At 45.8% G+C, this 21,521-nt stretch carries 24 protein-coding genes; 15 read left to right on the forward strand and 9 right to left on the reverse strand.

The genetic code is table 11. The features are described from left to right. Entirely contained in the window at positions 1 to 792 is a 792-nt protein-coding gene (mlaE, locus tag FKN93_RS00120; RefSeq protein ID WP_170904253.1) for a lipid asymmetry maintenance ABC transporter permease subunit MlaE, read from the reverse strand. After that, on the reverse strand, positions 782 to 1,585 hold the full coding sequence (mlaF, locus tag FKN93_RS00125; protein ID WP_040904029.1) for a phospholipid ABC transporter ATP-binding protein MlaF: 804 nt from the start codon (positions 1,583 to 1,585) through the stop codon (positions 782 to 784). Before mlaF ends, mlaE begins: the two co-directional genes overlap by 11 nt. Positions 1,586 to 1,956: 371 nt before the next feature. Between mlaF and FKN93_RS00130 the strand changes: the two genes are divergently transcribed. From FKN93_RS00130 to mgtE, 12 genes are all read left to right on the forward strand, one after another. Further along, positions 1,957 to 2,922 carry a calcium/sodium antiporter gene (locus tag FKN93_RS00130; RefSeq protein WP_154170067.1) on the forward strand — a complete coding sequence of 322 codons (966 nt, stop codon included), beginning with the start codon at positions 1,957 to 1,959 and terminating at the stop codon, positions 2,920 to 2,922. 14 nt (positions 2,923 to 2,936) lie between these two features. Further along, positions 2,937 to 3,911 carry a KpsF/GutQ family sugar-phosphate isomerase gene (locus tag FKN93_RS00135; RefSeq protein ID WP_004394588.1) on the forward strand — a complete coding sequence of 325 codons (975 nt, stop codon included), beginning with the start codon at positions 2,937 to 2,939 and terminating at the stop codon, positions 3,909 to 3,911. Continuing rightward, positions 3,911 to 4,468 carry a 3-deoxy-manno-octulosonate-8-phosphatase KdsC gene (gene kdsC, locus FKN93_RS00140; RefSeq protein WP_158144659.1) on the forward strand — a complete coding sequence of 186 codons (558 nt, stop codon included), beginning with the start codon at positions 3,911 to 3,913 and terminating at the stop codon, positions 4,466 to 4,468. The genes FKN93_RS00135 and kdsC overlap by 1 nt, the downstream gene beginning before the upstream one ends. After that, entirely contained in the window at positions 4,465 to 5,028 is a 564-nt protein-coding gene (lptC, locus tag FKN93_RS00145; protein ID WP_040904008.1) for an LPS export ABC transporter periplasmic protein LptC, read from the forward strand. Before kdsC ends, lptC begins: the two co-directional genes overlap by 4 nt. After that, positions 5,009 to 5,506, forward strand: coding sequence for a lipopolysaccharide transport periplasmic protein LptA (gene lptA, locus FKN93_RS00150; RefSeq protein WP_040904005.1), 498 nt, complete (start codon positions 5,009 to 5,011; stop codon positions 5,504 to 5,506). The genes lptC and lptA overlap by 20 nt, the downstream gene beginning before the upstream one ends. A 2-nt stretch (positions 5,507 to 5,508) precedes the next feature. Continuing rightward, positions 5,509 to 6,234 (forward strand): LPS export ABC transporter ATP-binding protein, encoded by a 726-nt coding sequence (lptB, locus tag FKN93_RS00155; protein WP_004394585.1) that lies wholly within the window; start codon positions 5,509 to 5,511, stop codon positions 6,232 to 6,234. 99 nt (positions 6,235 to 6,333) lie between these two features. Further along, on the forward strand, positions 6,334 to 7,788 hold the full coding sequence (locus FKN93_RS00160) for an RNA polymerase factor sigma-54 (RefSeq protein WP_161438763.1): 1,455 nt from the start codon (positions 6,334 to 6,336) through the stop codon (positions 7,786 to 7,788). A 23-nt stretch (positions 7,789 to 7,811) separates the two neighbouring features. Continuing rightward, the gene (gene hpf / locus FKN93_RS00165; protein ID WP_004394583.1) at positions 7,812 to 8,099 is read left to right on the forward strand and encodes a ribosome hibernation promoting factor; all 288 of its coding nucleotides are present in this window, start codon (positions 7,812 to 7,814) and stop codon (positions 8,097 to 8,099) included. Between the two features lies 1 nt (position 8,100). Beyond that, positions 8,101 to 8,553, forward strand: coding sequence for a PTS IIA-like nitrogen regulatory protein PtsN (gene ptsN, locus FKN93_RS00170; protein ID WP_004394582.1), 453 nt, complete (start codon positions 8,101 to 8,103; stop codon positions 8,551 to 8,553). Between the two features lie 8 nt (positions 8,554 to 8,561). Beyond that, complete coding sequence (gene rapZ / locus FKN93_RS00175) at positions 8,562 to 9,422, forward strand: RNase adapter RapZ (protein ID WP_154170061.1); 861 nt, start codon at positions 8,562 to 8,564, stop codon at positions 9,420 to 9,422. Positions 9,423 to 9,428: 6 nt separating this feature from the next. After that, the gene (locus tag FKN93_RS00180; protein WP_154170059.1) at positions 9,429 to 9,707 is read left to right on the forward strand and encodes an HPr family phosphocarrier protein; all 279 of its coding nucleotides are present in this window, start codon (positions 9,429 to 9,431) and stop codon (positions 9,705 to 9,707) included. A 158-nt stretch (positions 9,708 to 9,865) separates the two neighbouring features. Continuing rightward, positions 9,866 to 11,221, forward strand: coding sequence for a magnesium transporter (gene mgtE / locus FKN93_RS00185; protein ID WP_004394579.1), 1,356 nt, complete (start codon positions 9,866 to 9,868; stop codon positions 11,219 to 11,221). Positions 11,222 to 11,292: 71 nt separating this feature from the next. Here the strand turns inward: mgtE and pmbA are convergent, their stop codons facing one another. After that, positions 11,293 to 12,636 carry a metalloprotease PmbA gene (pmbA, locus tag FKN93_RS00190; RefSeq protein WP_170904254.1) on the reverse strand — a complete coding sequence of 448 codons (1,344 nt, stop codon included), beginning with the start codon at positions 12,634 to 12,636 and terminating at the stop codon, positions 11,293 to 11,295. A 111-nt stretch (positions 12,637 to 12,747) separates the two neighbouring features. Here pmbA and yjgA point away from each other — a divergent pair, with 111 nt between their 5' ends. Further along, positions 12,748 to 13,275, forward strand: coding sequence for a ribosome biogenesis factor YjgA (gene yjgA / locus FKN93_RS00195; protein ID WP_154170055.1), 528 nt, complete (start codon positions 12,748 to 12,750; stop codon positions 13,273 to 13,275). Between the two features lie 113 nt (positions 13,276 to 13,388). On the opposite strand, the gene thiQ is transcribed toward yjgA, so the two are convergent. The 5 genes from thiQ to mpl form a co-directional block, all read right to left on the reverse strand. Beyond that, on the reverse strand, positions 13,389 to 14,102 hold the full coding sequence (gene thiQ / locus FKN93_RS00200; protein ID WP_170904255.1) for a thiamine ABC transporter ATP-binding protein: 714 nt from the start codon (positions 14,100 to 14,102) through the stop codon (positions 13,389 to 13,391). Between the two features lie 3 nt (positions 14,103 to 14,105). After that, complete coding sequence (thiP, locus tag FKN93_RS00205; protein ID WP_161438759.1) at positions 14,106 to 15,698, reverse strand: thiamine/thiamine pyrophosphate ABC transporter permease ThiP; 1,593 nt, start codon at positions 15,696 to 15,698, stop codon at positions 14,106 to 14,108. 3 nt (positions 15,699 to 15,701) lie between these two features. Further along, positions 15,702 to 16,715 carry a thiamine ABC transporter substrate binding subunit gene (thiB, locus tag FKN93_RS00210; protein WP_170904256.1) on the reverse strand — a complete coding sequence of 338 codons (1,014 nt, stop codon included), beginning with the start codon at positions 16,713 to 16,715 and terminating at the stop codon, positions 15,702 to 15,704. 253 nt (positions 16,716 to 16,968) lie between these two features. Beyond that, positions 16,969 to 17,589 (reverse strand): flavin prenyltransferase UbiX, encoded by a 621-nt coding sequence (locus FKN93_RS00215; RefSeq protein WP_170904257.1) that lies wholly within the window; start codon positions 17,587 to 17,589, stop codon positions 16,969 to 16,971. Between the two features lie 31 nt (positions 17,590 to 17,620). Then, a complete protein-coding gene (gene mpl / locus FKN93_RS00220; RefSeq protein WP_170904258.1) occupies positions 17,621 to 18,982 on the reverse strand; it encodes a UDP-N-acetylmuramate:L-alanyl-gamma-D-glutamyl-meso-diaminopimelate ligase in 1,362 nt (453 codons plus the stop codon). A 301-nt stretch (positions 18,983 to 19,283) separates the two neighbouring features. Between mpl and fbp the strand changes: the two genes are divergently transcribed. Then, a complete protein-coding gene (fbp, locus tag FKN93_RS00225; RefSeq protein WP_004394571.1) occupies positions 19,284 to 20,297 on the forward strand; it encodes a class 1 fructose-bisphosphatase in 1,014 nt (337 codons plus the stop codon). A gap of 254 nt (positions 20,298 to 20,551) precedes the next feature. Continuing rightward, on the forward strand, positions 20,552 to 21,082 hold the full coding sequence (gene ppa / locus FKN93_RS00230) for an inorganic diphosphatase (protein ID WP_004394570.1): 531 nt from the start codon (positions 20,552 to 20,554) through the stop codon (positions 21,080 to 21,082). Between the two features lie 80 nt (positions 21,083 to 21,162). Here the strand turns inward: ppa and FKN93_RS00235 are convergent, their stop codons facing one another. Next, positions 21,163 to 21,510, reverse strand: a complete 348-nt coding sequence (locus FKN93_RS00235) for a gamma-glutamylcyclotransferase (RefSeq protein ID WP_154170047.1) — start codon at positions 21,508 to 21,510, stop codon at positions 21,163 to 21,165. Positions 21,511 to 21,521: the final 11 nt, after the last annotated feature.

Consider the following 21,521-nt stretch of genomic DNA (forward strand, 5'->3'; position numbering starts at 1 on the left):
TTAATTCCCAAACATCAATGCGGTCAGAACAAAATCCAGTGCTAACACCGCCAAAGACGAGTGTACCACGGTACGTGTTGTCGCTCGGCTAATCCCTTCTGAAGTAGGAATAGCGTCATAACCGTTAAACAGCGCGATCCAAGTTACTGTGATCGCAAAGACCACACATTTGATCAGGCTGTTACCAATATCTCTACCTAATTCAACCGACGATTGCATTACCGACCAAAAACTACCTTGATCAATACCTTTCCAATCAACGCCGACTAAGTGCCCACCCCAAATACCTACTGCCATAAAGATCATCGCCAGTAAAGGCATCGAAATCAGTCCAGCCCACAAACGTGGGGCAATGATTCGCTTAAGCGGATCCACGGCCATCATTTCTAAACTGGAGATTTGTTCGGTAGCTTTCATTAAGCCAATTTCTGCCGTCAACGCCGAACCGGCTCGTCCCGCGAACAGCAATGCCGTGACAACAGGGCCAAGCTCACGCAATAACGACAAGGCCACCATTTGCCCTAAGCTAGTTTCAGCCCCAAAATCCACTAGGATTACATAACCTTGCAAGCTGAGAACCATGCCAATAAACAGGCCTGAGACGATAATAATCGCCAGAGACTGTACGCCAACGCTGTACAATTGTTTAATCAGCAGAGGTAAATGTTGGATCGGTCTTGGTCTTCCTACCAGAGCCCCAAACAGCATCAAGCTCGCTCGCCCAAAAGATTCGCCAACGCCTAAACAGCGCCGACCAAAGCGACTGATTGCTTGCTCCCAATTATTGGCCATCAAACAAGTCCTTCTCTATCGACTGCGCAGGAAAACGAAAAGGGACAGGCCCATCCGCTTCACCGCGTAAAAATTGTTGCACGCGTGGATCTGGGTTATTTTCCAGTTCTTGCGGCGTACCAAAAGCAATCACCTTGCCATCCGCCAATAAATAAACCCAATCAGCAATACTCATCACTTCAGGCACATCATGAGACACCACCACCGACGTTAAACCTAATGCTTGATTTAAGTTACGGATCAGCTCAACCAGAACCCCCATGGTGATAGGATCTTGGCCAACAAACGGTTCATCGTACATGATCAGCTCCGGATCAAGCGCGATGGCTCGCGCTAAGGCGGCTCGACGTGCCATACCACCAGACAGCTCGCTTGGCATTAAATGGGCAGCTCCGCGTAAACCCACCGCTTCAAGCTTAAGAAGGACCAGTGTTTTTATCAACGCCTCGTTTAATTTCGTATGTTCGCGAAGTGGAAAGGCGACATTATCAAACACATTAAGATCGGTAAATAGAGCACCTGATTGGAAAAGCATGCTCATTTTTTTACGGGCTTGATAAAGCTGTTTACGTGATAAATGGGGAATATTATCGCCATCAAACCAAATATCACCGGCTTCAGGCAGGAGTTGACCACCAATCAAACGTAACAAGGTCGTCTTGCCTATTCCAGAAGGCCCCATAATGGCGGTGATTTTCCCTTTCGGTACCTGCAGACTCACCTGATCAAAGATGAGACGATTGGCTCGGGAAAAGGTTAACTTATTGATGGTCACTAGATCAGTTTCGGACATACTCTCGATTCGCTGTTGTGGTTTTCCATCCAGATGATGCGCAATCATAAGCAGATTAGGCCTAAATTAAAAGCGCTGTTCAATTAGTCATTCGACAAGCCCTCTCTCCGGCCAGTGATATTTTGCTCTAATAACCTTACATCACTGACGATAAGAAGAGTGATGAAAACGTCATCGAACCTTTGACTATCCGGAAAAATCGGTAACAAAGTGTAAGTAAAGCGTCCGATTTCTCTCAATTAAGCGCAATCACGCATGAAAACCCTTGATAAAAATGCCACAATAAATGTTATTTTCGACTTCCCTTTTAGTGACCAACACGTCAAAATTAGCGGTTACTCATTCATTTTTTATTGAGATTAGGAATCGCCATGCTCGAAGCCACTGGATTACTGATTGTCGGCCTGATTCTACTGGTTTGGAGTGCCGATAAGCTGGTTTTTGGCGCTGCCGCCATCGCACGTAACGTCGGTATTTCTCCCTTAGTTATCGGGATGACTATTTTAGCGATGGGCTCATCAGCCCCTGAAATGATGGTTTCAGCTACCGCCGCTTTAGATGGCAAAACGGATACCGCGGTGGGTAACGTACTCGGTTCGAACATCGCCAATATTGCGTTGATCCTCGGCATCACGGCATTAATTAAACCATTATCAATCAGTTCAATGGTCTTGCGTCGCGAATTACCACTGATGGTTGGCGTGACGTTATTATCTGGTCTTCTGCTCTGGAATAGCTATTTAGGCTTTTATGAAGGTATTCTGCTGTTTGTTCTCTTTGCGGTGTTTATCTTAGCGATGTTACACATTAGTCGTAAAGAGCAGCAAAATGGTGATGCCTTATTGGCAGAATGTGAATCAGAGATTCCAAGCGATGTGAGTAATAAAAAAGCCATCATCTGGGTCGTTATTGGTCTAATACTACTGCCTTTTGCGGCCAGCATGCTTGTTGATAACTCAGTGATCATTGCCAAGTATTTTGGTATGAGTGATTTGGTTATCGGACTGACGATTATTGCCGTCGGAACCAGCTTACCAGAACTTGCTGCCTCGCTGGCTGGAGTATTAAAAGGTGAAGATGATATGGCCGTCGGCAATATCATCGGCTCGAATGTGTTTAATATTCTTGCCGTAATGGGTATTCCTGGGATTTTAAACCCATCGATACTGAGCGATAGCGTTATGGGCCGTGACTTTTGGGTCATGTTAGCGGTCTCATTATTACTAGTGATCATGGCCCTTGGTAAATCACGCAGTATTAACCGTCTCGAGGGTGCTGTACTGTTTATCATATTCATTGCCTATCAAGGGTATTTATTGATGAATATGGCTGCTTAATGTAGGGAATGGGAATGTCTGAAAACTTTGATTACCGCCGTGTTGCTCAGCAAGTGCTGGCCACTGAAATTGCCGGATTACAACAATTAGAACAGTACTTTAATGCTGATTTTACTCAAGCGTGTGAAATGATTATCGCGAATAAACAGGGTAAAGTCGCCGTAATGGGGATCGGTAAATCTGGGCATATTGGTAAAAAAATTGCCGCGACGTTAGCCAGTACAGGCACTTCGGCTTTTTTCGTACACCCAGGCGAAGCCTCGCATGGCGATCTTGGTATGATAGAACGCGGTGATATTGTGCTTGCCATTTCTAACTCTGGTGAATCTTCTGAGATTCTAGCGCTATTTCCGGTATTAAAACGGCTCAATAATCGCATCATCAGTATGACTGGTAACCCCCGTTCAACCATGGCGAACTTGGCCGATATCCATTTACAAATCACTGTTCCTGAAGAAGCCTGTCCGCTAGGTTTAGCGCCGACATCAAGCACCACAGCCACGTTAGTCATGGGCGATGCATTAGCCGTTGCACTTCTGCAAGCACGGGGGTTTACCGCTGAAGATTTTGCGTTATCACATCCTGGTGGTGCTCTTGGCCGTAAATTACTGCTTAAGCTATCGGATATCATGCACCAAGGAGAAGCGCTGCCTAAAGTTTCGCCTAATGCACTGATCAGAGAAGCACTACTAGAAATCAGTCAAAAAGGCTTAGGCATGACCGCCGTCGTCAGCGACGATGATCGCTTAGTGGGGATTTTCACTGATGGCGATCTGCGCCGAATTCTCGATAAACGAGTGGATATTCATAGCGCGACTATCGAGCAAGTCATGACGCAAAACCCAACCGTTGCTTCCCCCCACCTACTCGCGGTAGAAGGGCTAAACTTAATGCAAGAGAAACGTATTAATGGCTTAATGCTGGTCGATAACCATAAGTTGGTTGGCGCTTTAAATATGCACGACCTACTCAAAGCAGGAGTGATGTGATGACTCAACCAATCACCACTTTATATGGTCAAGTGGATGCCAACGTATTCGCCATCGCTAAGCAGATCCAACTGCTGATTTGTGATGTTGACGGTGTGTTCTCTGACGGGTTGGTCTACATGGGTAACCAGGGGGAAGAGCTAAAAACCTTCCATACCCGCGATGGCTATGGCGTAAAGTCTCTAATGAAAGCGGGAATTCAGATTGCGATCATTACAGGTCGTCAGTCAAAAATAGTCGAAAATCGCATGAAAGCGTTAGGTATTTCACTGGTTTACCAAGGCCAAGATGATAAACTCAGCGCTTATCACGATATTTGTCAAAAGCTGGCCATTGCCCCAGAACACACCGCTTATATTGGCGATGATCTGATCGATTGGCCCGTCATGGACAAGGTCGCACTCAAAGTATGTGTCGCTGATGGACACCCTTTACTGATTCAAAAAGCCAATTATGTCACTCATATTAAAGGGGGACATGGGGCGGTACGTGAAGTCTGTGATCTTATTTTACAAGCTCGAGATCAACTGGAAACCTATCAAGGTCTGAGCATATGAGCTTGACTCGTATCCTTTATCTTTGTTTATTTTTTGTCGCTGCTTGGTCGGGGTATTATCTGCTGGATAAAGATCAATCGACGGCGATTCAAGTTACCCCAAATTTTGAGCTGCCGATGTTCAGCGGCAAACATCTCAACAACGTCACCTACAATCAACAAGGTGTACGGAATTATGAGATTATCTCACAACACTTAGATTTTTATGCGGAAAGTGGCAACACGACGTTTGAGTATCCCGTCCTTAAAGTGTATCGAGATGGAACAACCCAAGAGTGGCAATTAACGGCAAAACGCGGAATTCTCACTAAACAGCAAGTGTTGATCCTTTATGATGACGTTGTGGCCCATAATTTATTGGCGGATTCTGGCTTTGAACGACTCACAACCAGTAAATTTAGCATTCAACTCGATAATCGTGACTTTTGGTCTGATAGCCAAGTCACGTTGATCGGGCCACAGTTTGAAACTCACGGGCAGGCGATGAAGGGTAATTTGTCTGACCATTCGGCGGTTCTCTATAACCATGTACAAGGTAGATATGAAACTTTCACACCTTAGTCTTTTGGCTTGTTTATTTGCTTCGGCACCGACATTGGCTCTGTCTACTGATACCCAACAGCCCATTCATATCAACTCAGATAGCCTGCAGTTGGATATGAAGAACAACCGAGTGACCTATATTTCTAATGTTAAACTGGTTCAGGGCAGTATTAATATCAATGCTGAACGACTGGTCGTGATTCGTAATCCGGAAAACGGCAAAATCGAACAAATTGAAGGTTATGGCAATCCTGCTACCTTTTCTCAGTTGACCGATGAGGGAAAAACCTTGCACGGTCAAGCAAAGCAGCTGTATTACAAAATGGCTGACGACGAACTGCTGATGATTGGTCAAGCGATGTTAGCTCAAGATGACAGCGAGATCCGGGGTCAGCAAATTCGCTATCAGATCTCATCACAAAAACTGATTGCTGATGGACAGGGATCGGAACGCGTCTCTACCATTCTTCAACCTCAAGCCGTGCAGCAAGATTAATTATGTCGATACTCAAAGCAGAACATTTAGCCAAAAGCTATAAAAAACGTAAAGTTGTCTCCGATGTGAGCCTACAAGTTGAATCTGGGCAGATCGTCGGTTTACTTGGCCCCAATGGTGCTGGTAAAACCACCTCATTCTATATGATTGTTGGCTTGGTTGCGCGCGATGAAGGTTCGATCATGATCGACGATAAAGACATTAGCATTTTGCCGATGCACAGCCGATCACGACTAGGCATTGGTTATCTACCGCAAGAAGCCTCGATTTTTCGAAAATTATCGGTCGAGGATAACATCATGGCGGTCTTACAAACGCGTGAAGAAATGACCCATGAAGAGCGACAAGATAAACTTGAAGATCTTCTCGAAGAGTTTCATATCCAACATATTCGTCATAGTGCCGGCATGGCACTGTCAGGCGGTGAACGCCGCCGAGTAGAAATTGCCCGCGCATTGGCTGCCAATCCGAAATTTATCTTACTCGATGAGCCATTTGCTGGCGTCGATCCTATTTCAGTCATCGATATTAAGAAAATCATTGAGCACTTGCGCGATCGTGGACTGGGTGTGCTGATCACCGACCATAACGTACGAGAAACCCTCGACGTGTGTGAAAAAGCCTATATTGTCAGTCAAGGACGTTTGATTGCCGAAGGTACACCACACGAAGTCCTGAATAATGAACAAGTAAAACAGGTTTATCTTGGTGAACAATTCCGTCTATGATTACAGTACGACTACTTATCGATGATCAGTAGGATAGGCATTAACGTCGCAGGATAAACATCAAGTAAGGCATCACCTAGACAAGGTAGTTAATACTGAATGAAACCTTCATTACAGCTCAAGCTTGGTCAACAGTTAGCCATGACTCCCCAGTTGCAGCAAGCCATCCGTTTGCTGCAACTCTCTACCTTGGATCTACAACAAGAGATCCAAGAAGCTTTGATCTCTAACCCGCTACTGGATGTTGAAGAGACCATTGAAGAGTTCTCCGCTAACGACAACTCTGCGCGCAATGAAGACCCAGCTCCCAGTGCAGAGGCGAGCGAACCAGAAGACAGTTCACAATTAATCGAAAAATCAGAAATCAGTGCCGAACTAGAAATGGACGCCACTTGGGATGATGTCTACAGCGCTAACAGTGGCAGTACGGGGTTAGCCTTCGACGATGACTTACCGGTTTATCAAGGAGAGACCACCGAAACGCTACAAGATTATTTATTGTGGCAACTGGATCTGACCCCTTTTAGTGATACCGATCGTACCATCGCCCGAGCGTTAATCGACGCGATCGACGATCACGGTTACCTCACTGTCCCGCTGAGTGAGATTTTAGAAAACTTCGCAGAACAAGAGATCGAACTCGATGAAGTAGAAGCGGTTCGCAAACGTATCCAACAGTTTGATCCCCTTGGCGTCGCGTCGATCAATCTGCAAGATTGCTTATTACTGCAATTGGCAACCTATCCGAGTGAGACACCTTGGTTAAGCGAAGCCAAACTGCTACTCACTGATTACATCGACCTGTTGGGTAATCGTGACTTTAAATTGATTGTTAAAGAGAGCAAACTCAAAGAAGAGGTCTTACGTGACGCGCTACAACTGATTCAACAGTTAGATCCTCGTCCAGGTAATCGAATCTCTCAAGAACAAGCAGAATATGTCGTTCCCGATGTCTCGGTTTATAAAGACCGAGGTAAATGGCAAGTCAGCATTAATCCCGATAGCGTCCCGAAATTAAAGATCAATCAGCAATACGCTAGTCTTGCCCGCGGTAATAATCCTGACAGCAACTACATTCGGTCGAATTTGCAAGAGGCAAAGTGGTTAATTAAGAGCCTAGAAAGCCGAAACGAGACCTTGCTCAAAGTTGCCAAGTGCATAGTTGAACATCAACGCGATTTCTTCGAATATGGCGAAGAAGCCATGAAACCGATGGTGTTAAATGACGTGGCACAGATCGTGGAAATGCATGAATCAACCATTTCTCGAGTGACGACCCAGAAATACATGCACACCCCACGGGGTATTTTTGAATTAAAGTACTTTTTCTCAAGTCATGTCAGTACCGATAATGGCGGAGAGTGTTCATCGACTGCGATTCGCGCCCTGATTAAAAAATTGGTGGCGGCAGAAAACCCAGCGAAACCATTAAGTGATAGCAAAATCGCAGCCCTACTCGCTGATCAAGGGATTCAGGTAGCAAGACGGACCATTGCGAAATACCGTGAATCCTTGGCGATTGCGCCCTCGAGTCAGCGGAAACGCCTGTTATAAGGCCCAACAGAGAAGGAATGTCTATGCAAATCAATATCCAAGGCCACCACATTGATCTTACCGATGCAATGCAAGACTATGTTCATTCGAAGTTTCAAAAGCTTGAGCGCTTTTTCGAGCATATCAATACCACTCAAGTGATTTTACGGGTTGAAAAACTTCGCCAGATCGCCGAAGCTACGCTCCACGTAAACCAGGGAGAAATCCACGCGACGGCAGACGATGAAAATATGTACGCCGCGATCGACAGTTTAGTGGATAAACTCTCTCGTCAACTCAACAAGCATAAAGAAAAGCTAAGTAGCCATTAACATGCAATTAAGCGAAGTACTCTCATTGGACTGCACCAAAAGTGCAGTCCAATGTTCTAGCAAGAAACGAGCATTAGAAATCATCAGTGAAATCGCCGCTCAACATACTGGTCAAAATGCCACTGAGCTGTTTGAATGCATGCTCAGTCGTGAAAAAATGGGCAGTACTGGCATCGGCAATGGTATTGCGATTCCCCATGCCCGAATGACTGACAGTGAAAAGGCGGTCGCCGTATTGATTCAGTGTGCTGAACCGATTGAGTTTGATGCCATTGATAACCGACCGGTTGATCTTTTGTTTGCTTTACTGGTTCCAGAAGAGCAGTGTAAAGAACACTTGAAAACCTTATCTTGCATGGCCGAACGCCTCAACGACAAGCAAATTCTTAAGCAGCTCAGACACGCCGAAAGCGACCAAGAGCTATACGATATTATGCTCAATCAACCTCAATAGGTCTTGTGATGCGTTTAATTGTAGTGAGTGGTCAATCTGGCGCGGGGAAAAGTGTCGCCTTACGAGTCCTTGAAGACTTAGGTTACTATTGTGTCGATAACCTGCCCGTTAGCTTATTAGATGCCTTCATACAATCGGTGCAAGACAGCAAACAAAATGTCGCGGTGAGTATTGATATCCGTAACTTACCGAAAGAACCGAGTTTGGTGGAAGATGTCTTAGACCAACTCAAAAAAAATAATGATGTCAGTGTACTCTTTCTGGACGCCAGTAAAGAGACACTGCTCAAACGCTACAGTGAAACACGCCGCATTCATCCATTATCATTACAAGATGATAAACCGACCTTAGCTCAAGCCATCGAGCGGGAAAAGTGTCTATTAGCGCCATTAAAAGAGCAGGCGGATCTGTTACTAGACAGCAGCAATCAATCTTTGCATGAGCTGAGTGAGACCGTACGTATGCGAGTCGAAGGGCGTGAACGGCGTGATTTAGTGATGGTCTTCCAATCCTTTGGCTTTAAATATGGTATACCAAGCGACGCGGATTACGTATTTGATGTGCGTTTTTTACCCAACCCTCACTGGGAGCCAGATTTACGCCCTCTCACTGGACTGGATGCACCGATCAAATCGTTTCTTGAAAGTCACAGCGATGTCATTGAATTAAAACTGCATATTCAACGTTTTTTTGAATATTGGTTACCGCTACTGGAAAAAAACAATCGCAGTTATTTAACCATTGCGATTGGCTGTACAGGCGGCAAACATCGCTCGGTGTATCTCACTCAACAGCTCGGTGAGTACTTCGCCCAACTGGGTCATCAAGTCCAGATACGCCATCATTCATTAGAGAAACATCAAGGATAATCCCTTATGGCACACGAGCATCGTACAGTCTTCATTCAAAATAAACTGGGGCTACATGCGCGAGCTGCCGTTAAACTGGTCGAGCTTGCTCAATCTTTTCAAGCTGTGATTACCATTAAAGGCGAAGATGAGAAGCAAGCCACCGCCGACAGTGTGATGGGCTTACTGATGCTCGAATCGGCTCAAGGACAGAGAATCTCTATTTGTGCCGATGGTGACGATGCCAGCACTGCTCTGGATGCGGTATGCCAACTGATTGAAAGTAAATTTGATGAGAGCGAATAAGCGTTATCGAATCTTCTTCACCTATCCCTACCGTCGAATGTTAATTCGTTGTTAATCCCATTGACATTGACCGCTCCAATATCTTCAGGTTACTTGATTCGTAAATTAAGTTACTATTCTGTCTATTGTCAAAAACTTAATAACCGTGAGGAGGAAGCATGGCCGAACCGATTGAATTTGACCAAGCTCATAACACCCTCCAAGAAATTACCGAAGCGCTAGAAAATGGTCGCTTTGTTCATGTGCGCAGGCAACTGCAGGACATGGAACCGGAAGATATCGCCCACCTGTTAGAAGCCTCTCCCCGCAAAGCTCGTGATGTTTTGTGGCAATTGACCGACCCTGAAGATTACGGCGAGATCCTTGAAGAGCTCAACGAAGACGTCAAAGATGCGTTAGTCTCGAAGATGGCCCCAGAGATGCTCATCGAAGCAACCGAAGGGATGCACAGTGACGATTTAGCTTATGTACTGCGTAGCTTACCAGATGACGTCTCTCGTGAAGTATTGGCACAAATGGATGCCGCCGAGCGTCAACGTGTCGAAACAGCGATGTCTTATCCAGAAGATACCGCTGGCGGTCTGATGAATACTGACGTCATCACTATTCGTGGTGACGTTGATGTTGATGTTGTGCTGCGTTATTTACGGATGAAAGGCCAACTGCCCTATGCCACAGACTCACTGTACGTCATTGACGAAGAGAGCAAACTGATTGGTTACCTACCTTTAGCCACCCTCATCACCACTCAGCCTGACATTCAAGTCAGTGAAGTGATGGAAGATGCCGATGAAGCGATTAAGGTCGATGCCAAAGACTCGGATGTCGCTAGTCTGTTTGAGCGACGTAACTGGGTCTCTGCTCCAGTGGTCGATGAGCACCAACATTTAGTAGGTCGAATTACCATCGATGATGTGGTGGATGTAATTCGTGAAGATGCCGAGCACTCAATGATGAGTATGGCGGGTATGAACGACGATGAAGATACCTTTGCCCCCGTGTTAAAATCAACTCGTAAGCGCAGTATTTGGCTGGGTGCCAACGTCTTAGCGGCACTGACCGCGGCTTCGGTGTCGAATATGTTTGAAGCAACATTGGAGCAAATGGCTGCCATTGCGGTATTAATGACCATAGTCCCCTCTATGGGGGGGGTAGCCGGTAATCAAACCGTAGCGTTGGTGATCCGTGGATTGGCTCTTGGCCACATTGGTGATAGTAATAAACGCGAACTGTTGCTTAAAGAGGCCGCGATCGGCTTTTTTAATGGCATATTATGGGCGCTGATCATTGGTGCCATCGTCGTGTTATGGAAAGGAGAATGGCTGTTGGGTGGGATTATTTCTGCCGCCATGATGGCCAACCTATTCATTGCGGGCGTCGCGGGTGTGACGATTCCTATCCTACTCAAAAAAATGAATATCGATCCCGCATTAGCTGGTGGTATGGCATTAACCACCGTGACCGATGTAGTCGGTTTATCGGTTTTTTTGGGTTTAGCGACACTACTGATTTAGCGACATCGTTTTAATGTCGGATGACTCAAAGCGCTGATGGTATTCAGCGCTTTGTGGCCTAGCCGTTAGCGTTATTCGCCAGCAACTTTCATTGATTCGATCAACATCGAACCCGTTTGAATTTGTGAACGAGTTTCGACATCAGTTCCGACCGCCAGCAATTGCTTAAACATGGTTTTTAAGTTACCAGCAATGGTCACACCAGAAACGGGATACTGAATTTGGCCATCTTCCACCCAAAATCCTGCTGCGCCGCGAGAATAATCCCCAGTCACCGTATTCACACCTTGCCCCATCACCTCAGTAACCAACAAACCACTGCCCATTGTTTTGAGTAATTGATCAAAGTCTTGTCCTGTAGAGGTAATAAACCAGTTATGGATCCCACCGGCATGGCCTGTTGGCTGCATATTCATCTTCCGTGCGGCGTAGCTGGTTAATAAGTATGTTGCTAGAACACCATCGGTGATGATCTCTCGGTCAATCGTCGCCACCCCTTCACTATCGAAAGGGGTCGAAGCAAGGCCGCGCAATAAGTGTGGACGCTCATTAATCGTGAACCAACTAGGCAAAATTTGCTGACCTAAATGATCCAATAAAAAAGAGGATTTACGATACAGACTGCCACCACTGATCGCCGTCACTAAATGGCCCATTAAGCCAGTCGCGACATCGGCAGCAAACATCACCGGATATTGACCCGTTTTCAGTTGGCGAGCATCCAAACGTTGGATGGTTTTCTCTGCCGCTTGTTGACCAACACGCTGGGGTGTCCATAAGTCATCCCGATGACGTGCCACCGTATAGCTGTAGTCACGCTCCATCTCGCCATTTTTGCCTTCACCGATGACGCTACAACTGATGCTGTGACGACTCGAAGCATAACTGGCTAATAAACCGTGGCTATTACCATAAACTTTGACGCCGTAATGACTGTCGTAGCTCGCCCCATCGCTTTGTTTGATTTTACTGCTGTAGTTGAGAGCTTCACGCTCTGCAGCAATGGCAATCGAAGCAGCGCGATCAGGGTTTGGCTCATCAGGATGAAACAAATCTAAATCTGGAATATCTTTAACCATTAACGCTTTGGGCGCTGGGCCAGCATACGGATCTTCTGAGGTATAGTGAGCAATATCTAAAGCCGCTAATACGGTCTGATGAATGGCTTTCTCACTCAAATCAGAGGTTGATGCACTGCCTTTACGTTGACCTCGATAGACGGTAATCCCCAAGGCACCATCGCTATTAAATTCAACATTTTCCACTTCACACATATGAGAGGAAACACTTAACCCGGTACTTTTGCTGATTGCCACTTCGGCGGCATCCGCTTGAGCAGAGGCCATATCGAGTGCTTTAGCTACCGCCGCTTCAAGTTCGGCACGTTGGATCATCACTTGCTGTCTAATATCCATCTCTCATCCACAACTAATTGAGCTTTTATCGTCTTAGGATAACAAGAATTTCGCTTTCTCCCCACGATTCTTGCTAAAATAGCAGAGATAAATAACTAATTAGTGAAGACTATGGCGCGTAAAAACCAGAAAGCCCCTTGGGAAGAGGAAGAAGAGATCATCTTAGTCAGTAAGACTGAGCTGAAAAATGACATGATTGTCTTACAAAAACTCGGTGAAGAGTTGGTGGAGTTAAAACCATCTGCCTTGCAAAAAGTCCCGCTACCGGAAGAGTTAGCCGAAGCGGTGAAAGATGCACAACGCTTTAAAAACGAGGCACGTCGCCGTCAATTACAGTACATTGGTAAAATGATGCGCCACGTTGATCCGGAGCCGATTCAAATCGCTTTGGATAAATTGCGCAATAAACACGCTCAAACTACCGCTATCTTGCATAAGATAGAGCAATGGCGGGATAAAATTGTTGAACAAGGTGATAGCGCGATTGAAGCTTTGATGGAGCACTATCCTGAAGCCGATAGACAGCGTTTACGCCAGTTGGCTCGTCAAGCCAGTAAAGAGAAACAAGGTCAAAAGCCGCCCAAAGCGGCACGAGAAATTTATCAAATGATCAAAACCCTTTATGGGCAAGATAGCTAAACTTCTCAGCCGTAGGAATAAAAACGTTCGCCTTCAATAACCTTCACTCACGGGGGGATTGAGGGCAAAACGGAGCAAAGGTTAACGAGCAGATCAACCGGTCATCGTGACCATTAGCTACGATGACTTCCTGCTCGAACAAACTCGCTAAATAATGGGTGAGCGTTGCGCTCGTGCAACTGCTCAATCTCGCCGGTTACCTGAACTTGACCTTGAGCTAAAAACGCAAAGTGACTAGCAATGGTTTGAGTATCGTTAAGATGATGCGTGACCATCAATACCGTCACTGATCGCGCTTTAGCTAATGATTTAACTAATTCCAACATTTCTTCACGTAATAACGGATCAAGAGCCGAGAAAGGTTCATCCAACAACCAAATAGGATGAGCTTGTACAAAACATCGCGCCAAGGCTACCCGTTGTTTTTGGCCGCCGGAGAGTTGCTCAGGCAAACGCGTTAGTAACGCTTCAAGCCCGACTTGCCGTGCCGCCTCAACCACTTGTTGTCGCTGGCTATCGGTTAATTTAAGACTTGGATTTAGCCCGAGTGCAATATTTTCCCAGACGGTGAGATGATGAAATAAATTGTGGTCTTGAAACAACATCGCAAAAGGTCGCTGATGCGGCGGTTGACCGAGCACAGAATGCCCCTCAACCTCAATCTGACCACTTTGAGGGTTGATAAAACCGGCAATTAAACTGAGCAACGTTGACTTACCTGCCCCACTGGGTCCCATCAACGCCATGATACTGCCTTGCTTGATCGTTAAATCAAACATGAAACTCTCATCTTGATATTGATAAGTAAGCTTTGCAATATTTAGCATGATTTACTCTCTCTGTTTAATCTGCAATAGCCGTTCAACGCCGTAATAAAGACCCACGCTAAAGACCAATAAAGCCAATGACACTACTGCGGCAGCCTGCATCTGATAGCTACCCATGAGTTGGTATAAGTACAGCGGGAGGGTGCGAAACTGCTGACTACCAAATAGCGCTACCGCACTCAGGTCCCCCATGGAGACTAAAAAACTAATGATGAAAGCGTGGGCAAACGGCTTTTTCAGCGCTCGCCACTCAATCAGTCGCAAACGCTGCCACCCCCTTAAACCAAGGCTGGCACACAATAAATGGTACTGCTGAGCAATATGCAGCATCGGTTGCGATAAGGTTTTAATCACATAAGGTAACGCCATAACACTATTGACGACGACCACCAACCAATAAGCCATGCTAAAGATATCGACCATTTGACGCAGCAACAAAAATAACCCGGTACTGATCACTAAGCCGGGCGTAACCAGAATAATGGTGCCAATCCATTCAATACTATTGGCTTTAATAGGTTGTTGATTGATTCGCCAATGACGACTCGTTATAACAATCGCACATCCTGCGAGTAACGCTATCGCACCGGTAACACTGGCCACTTGAAAAGAGGCTGCGGTAGCAAGCCAAAATTCCTGACTACTCAACACTTGCCACAGGTAGCTATTTAAACCACTTAAGACCACCATCAGTAAAGGAGGAATGACTAATAAGATCACCACACCAATCCACATTCCATCCCAGAGTTGTTTTAGTCGAGTGTCCCCCCCCCAAACTTGGACAGGATAATTTCCCCCTTGAGTTGCGGGCAAACAACGACTAAACCATTGCATCGAAAAGTATAACAATCCACACAACAACATCTGCCAAATGGCTAACAGTGCCCCCGTAGCCAAATCAAAATCAAACTTAATCGCTTGATAAATCGCTAGCTCAATCGTTGTGGCTTTCGGTCCTCCGCCTAATGCCATAACCGTAGCAAAGCTGGTAAAACAGAGCATGAATACTAGGCTAGCGACATGAGGTAATTGTTGGCGCAGTCTTGGCCACTCAACCCATTTAAATTTTTGCCAACTGCTCATGCCTAAATGGGCGCATAACTTGTGCTGCTCAAGTGGAATAGCCACTAAGCTTTGCAACAATAATCGACTTGCGTAAGGTAAATTAAAAAACACATGAGCCAATAAAATTCCGTTTAAACCATAAATCGAAAAAGGCAGACGGATGTGCCAATAGCCAAGTATCTTGGCGACTAATCCTTGATTACCGTAAATCGCGAGTAAACCAAATACCCCGACTAAAACGGGTAACACCAAGGTCATCGCAAACAGCTTGAGGAGAAGTTCTTTACCTTTAAAGCGGCGACGACTTAAAGCGTGAGCGACTGGAATAGCAAAGCCCACACTCAGTAACGTAGAAAAAAATGCTTGATAGAAACTAAACCAAGTAACATGACGGTAATAAGCGTCATGCCATAATTGACTAATCGCAAAAGAAGGGGCTTGCCACAATAAAGCGGCCAATGCACTAATAACTAGAGCCGCAACTAATGCTGCGACCCCTATACCTAATTTAGGCGTCGTTGATAAGATCATCGATTAAAAAGTCAATGCGTGTTGCCACTCACGAATCCAATGACGACGCTGTGCCGCTACTTCGTTGGCACTAAAGGTCAATGATTGGCTGGGTTGTTGTAATTCAGAGAAAGCGTCAGGCAAAGCTACATTGGTTACAGGATACATCCAGTTGGTGGTTGGGATAGCCGATTGGAAGGCATCACTGACGATAAATTGCATAAATTGAGCCGCTAATGCTTGGTTAGGACTACTTTTCACCTTAGCCGCAACTTCAACCTGCATGTAGTGACCTTCAGCAAAGTTAGCCGTGGTATAACGATGGTCATTTTCAGCCATCTTATGGTAAGCAGGAGAAGTCGTATAAGAGAGCACCATATCGGCCTCCCCTTTTAAAAACATTGAATAAGCTTCCGACCACCCTTTGGTCACCGTGACAGTTTTTTTCGCCAGTTGCTGCCATGCGGTGGCGACTTGATCACCGTAGACCGACTTCATCCATAGTAGCAACCCTTGACCTGGAGTTGAGGTCCGCGGATCTTGATAAATAATCGTCAAGTCATCGCGCTGTTCGACCAGTTCTTTCAGGCTCTGCGGTGGATGAGTTAAGGTTTGCTGGTTATACACAAACGCAAAATAGCCATAATCGTAAGGGATAAAGGTCTCATCACTCCAACCATTCGGCAGAGTCAGTGCTGATAAATCGACAGAATGAGGGGCTAACAGTCCTGTTTGTTCTGCTTCGGTCATCAAGTTGTTATCCAAACCCAACAAAACATCCGCTTTAGTATGGCGACCTTCAAGACGTAAGCGATTTAAAATCGATACGCCGTCATCCAAACCAACCAAGTTCAGTTGACAGTTGCACTCAGCTTCAAACGCTTTTTTAATCACCGGACCCGGCCCCCAATCCGCGATAAATGAACTATAGGTATACACCGTCAAGGTTGGTTTATCGGTTGTCGTGGGTGGCGCGGCAAGCGCGAGGGAAGAACAGAATAGGCTAGTTAATGCGATGATAGAGTATTGATTTTTCAAGGCTTGCGCTCCATGGTGAGCGGCACAGGCTTGAGAAAGAGTGAGACAGCGTCCATGAGTCTGTGTCGAATCTCCTGCTCAATTCCTACGCCAGTATTATCTGGTTCAGGTGTTTAGTCAGTATCGCTTGACGGTCAAGACGATGACTAATGCGGGTCCCAAGCATGGCTTGATCTCAGCGCCATTCGATGATGAATGGTTGGCTCCCCGATGAGTGAATAAGATTGTAATGCTAAAACATGAAAGAAGCTACTTAACGCTGATCATAACCCCAGCGCGGCACAAGTCCCTGTTCAATCCCTAGATGGTCGAGAATTCGAGCTACCATAAAATCAACCAAATCATCGATCGATTTAGGCTGATGATAAAAACCGGGCGCTGCCGGCATAATGGTAACGCCCATTTGCGATAATTTATGCATATTCTCTAAATGCAGGGTAGAGAACGGGGTTTCGCGAACCACCAGCAGTAACTGTCCTCGCTCTTTGAGCACCACATCTGCAGCGCGCTCAATCAAGTTGTCCGACATACCATGAGCGATAGCAGCAACGCTGCCTGTTGAACAAGGACAAACCACCATTTTTTTCGGTGCCGCAGAGCCTGAAGCCACGGGGGAAAACCACTCTTCTTTGCCACAGACGATCAGTTTACTCGGATCGCAATTAAACTGCTTAACCAACTGCTGCTGCGCCGCTTGGGGTTGACTAGACAATTGCAAACCATGTTCCGTCGCTAATACCACTCTGGCGGCCGATGAGATAAGCAAATACACGGTGTGATCACTAGCGAGTAAACATTCTAAAAGACGCAGTCCATAGGGTGCGCCAGAGGCTCCGGTCCAGGCTAATGTAATGGCTTGGTTATGTGTTGTCATGTCGGTCACTTTTTATTTAATGCCTAAAGTGTTACTGAGCGCGCTTTTTAAGCGTGGCAAGTAACTTGTTATGTATGCCGCCAAAGCCACCATTACTCATCACTAAAATGTGCGTGCCCGGTTTGGCTGCTGCGCCAATTTTCTCAACTAAGTCGTCGATATTATTGCTCACATAAGCGGGTGAGGAGCATTGCTGAGCCACCTCATCAACCGACCACGCTAATTCGTTAGGCTGAAAAAGATAGACTGAATCAGCTTGCGCGAGTGATGCCGCCAGCGTGCCTTTGTGCACACCTAATTTCATGGTTGCAGAGCGAGGTTCGACGACAGCAATGATCTTCTCACTGCCGACCTTGTTACGTAAGCCAGACAAAGTTAGTTCAATCGCCGTCGGATGATGAGCAAAATCATCATAAACAGTAACGCCATTTTCCTGACCTTTTTGCTCTAAACGGCGCTTAGTATTGATAAAGCTTGCTAATGCCTGACAGGCTAAATCTGGCGTGACTCCCACATGACGCGCCGCGGCAATCGCCATTAAGGCATTATTTACATTGTGATCACCAATCAATGACCACTCAACGTCACCCACTCGCTGATCTTGAAAATAGACCGCAAATTGTGAGCCTTGCGGGTTGTGTTTTTTAGCCTGCCATTGCCCCTGCTGACCAATAAATTCTCGTTCACTCCAGCATCCTCGACTCAACACATCGGCTAAGGCCGAGTCTTGCTGCGGAGCAAACACTCGCCCATTACCCGGTAAAGTGCGGATTAAGTGATGGAACTGACGCTTGATCGCTTCAAGATCATCAAAAATATCCGCATGATCAAACTCTAAGTTATTCAGGATCAAGGTTCGTGGGTGATAATGAACAAACTTAGAACGCTTATCGAAAAAAGCACTGTCATATTCATCGGCTTCAACCACAAAAAACATGCTTTCTCCCAAACGGGCAGAGAGATCAAAGTTCCCTAATACGCCACCGACAAGAAAACCAGGCTGATAGCCACACTGTTCTAAAATCCACGTCAACATGCTCGCGGTGGTCGTTTTACCATGCGTTCCCGCCACAGCCAGAACCCAACGATCTTGCAATAAGAAATCATGTAACCATTGCGGCCCAGAGGTATAGCGTAAATTATGGTTTAAGACATACTCAACACAAGGATTGCCACGACTCATCGCGTTACCAATCACCACCAGATCAGGACGTGGGTTTAGCTGATCAGGATTGAAACCCTCAATAATTTCAATGCCTTGTGATGATAACATCGTACTCATTGGTGGATAGACATTCACATCACTGCCCGTCACTTGATGACCTAACTGACGAGCGAGGATCGCCAATCCGCCCATAAAAGTGCCACAAATCCCTAAAATATGAATATGCATCAACCTGATCTCACTTGTGCTGTTTGTCTGCCTGACCATTATCCTGATCCATACCATAAAAGCGAGTACCGCAAATCGCCATAATGTAATTTATCGAAAGTCGACATCTAAATTGAGATCTTCGGCAGTTAGTTTATTACTCGTAAAAAGTTCTAGGATTTAAAATCACCGCTATAACGAAACACCTTGAAAAGGTAGCTAAATTTGCTTTCTTCTCAAGGAGTAAGAACACCAACGCTGATGACCCTACTCTTTCGCGTTACCTTTCTCCCCCAGAACCAATAAGTGTTAAGGAAATAACATGTCGAAGATGCGCACCCTTGGTGAGTTTATTGTTGAAAAACAACACGACTTCCCCCATGCAAGCGGTGAACTCTCCTCTCTACTTGCGTCCATTCGTCTTGCCGCTAAAATCGTTAACCGAGAAATCAATAAAGCTGGATTAGCTGATATTACTGGCGCATCGGGTAACGATAATATTCAAGGTGAAGAGCAACAAAAACTGGATGTCTACGCTAACGATAAGTTTAAAGCGGCTTTAGAAGCGCGCGATCAAGTCTGCGGTGTGGCTAGTGAAGAAGAAGACGAGGCGGTCGCCTTCAATAAAGAGCTCAACCAAAATGCGAAATATGTCGTGTTAATGGATCCGCTCGATGGCTCATCGAATATTGATGTCAACGTTTCAGTGGGGACCATTTTCTCGATTTATCGCCGCATCTCTCCCGTTGGCGGACCACCAACCGCAGAAGATTTCCTTCAGCCCGGCCATAAACAAGTAGCCGCTGGCTATGTGATTTATGGCTCCTCGACTATGTTGGTGTACACCACCGGCAATGGCGTCAATGGCTTTACTTACGACCCGTCGATTGGTTCATTTTGTCTCTCTCATGAAAATATGCGCATCCCAGAGCAGGGCAAAATTTACTCCATCAACGAAGGTAACTACATTCGTTTTCCAACCGGCGTTAAAAAATACATTAAATACTGTCAAGAGAGCGTACCGGAAGATAACCGCCCTTACACCTCACGTTATATTGGTTCATTAGTTGCCGATTTTCACCGCAACTTACTCAAAGGCGGCATCTATCTTTATCCAAGCACTCAAAGTCACCCCAACGGTAAGCTGCGTTTGCTGTATGAATGCAACCCGATGGCGCTATTGATTGAGCAAGCGGGGGGCTTAGCGACAGATGGCAGACAACGTATCCTTGATATCAAACCTACCGAGTTACACCAGCGTGTGCCGTTTTTTGTCGGTTCAAAACAGATGGTTGAAAAAGTCTCTCAGTTCCTTGAAACCTACCCAGATGAATAGTCATCTGAACGGGACTCAACTGACTGAGCGTTGTCGATCAATATCGAACAACTATAGAACAAATCTAACCCATAGCGCTGATCCTTAAAGTTAGCAGGAGCTAAAAGCCCATCGAGTTGAGCACTGCTACTTGGGTATCCGGCTTTTTACAGGTAAACTTCGCCTTTTTCTGCACGTCGGTTTTGCACCGACGTGCAGTTTGCATAATAATGAGCGACACTTTTTAAAATCCGGCTAACCAAAAGGAAACCGTAATGAGCTTAAATAATGTGCCAGCAGGAAAATCTCTGCCAGATGATATCTATGTAGTGATTGAGATCCCAGCGAACGCTGATCCAATCAAATACGAAGTAGATAAAGATTCTGGTGCTGTATTCGTTGACCGTTTTATGTCTGCGCCTATGTTCTACCCATGTAACTACGGTTATGTGAACCACACACTATCTCTTGATGGTGACCCAGTTGATGTATTGGTTCCAACACCCTACCCATTAATCCCGGGTTCTGTGATTCGTTGTCGTCCAGTGGGTGTTCTGAAGATGAGTGATGAGTCAGGTGAAGATGCCAAAGTCATCGCCGTTCCACACTCTAAGCTGTCTAAAGAGTACGACCACATTCAAGATGTGAATGATATTCCAGCACTGCTGAAAGCTCAGATCACGCATTTCTTCGAGCGTTATAAAGAGCTAGAAAGCGGTAAATGGGTAAAAGTAGAAGGTTGGGAAGATGCCGCTTCTGCGCGTGCTGAAATCCTCTCTTCTTACGAGCGTGCACAGCAAAAATAAGGCTCTTTCCCCTGATTAAGTCAGGGTGAATAAGCTCAAAAAGCCAGCATTGCTGGCTTTTTTCATTGAGAAAACACGGCTTAAATACGTTGGCACCAATCGCCAGATTCAATTTCAGAATCAAGCCGCGACGCCTCTTGATAAATGTATATCCAAGCCAGACCGTAAGGAGTATCAATCGTTTCACGTCGATATTCAACGGGGACATCTTCTAATACATCAAGTTTTGCCAATGTGCGCTCATCGACTTGATACACTTCCCCTTTGATTGATTGCTGACCAGCAATCAATCCCGGATACGGACCAAGATCATGCAACGCATAGCTTGGCGGTGTTTCAAAATAACCCAAAAGCTTACTTGCGCTTAAATAATCGTGATGGCTTTGCCCTTGTCGTAAGGTGCCATAAACAAACACTAGAGACAGCAATATAACCCTCC

Source organism: Vibrio sp. A8-1, assembly GCF_013048685.1.
Classification (GTDB): domain Bacteria; phylum Pseudomonadota; class Gammaproteobacteria; order Enterobacterales; family Vibrionaceae; genus Vibrio; species Vibrio metschnikovii.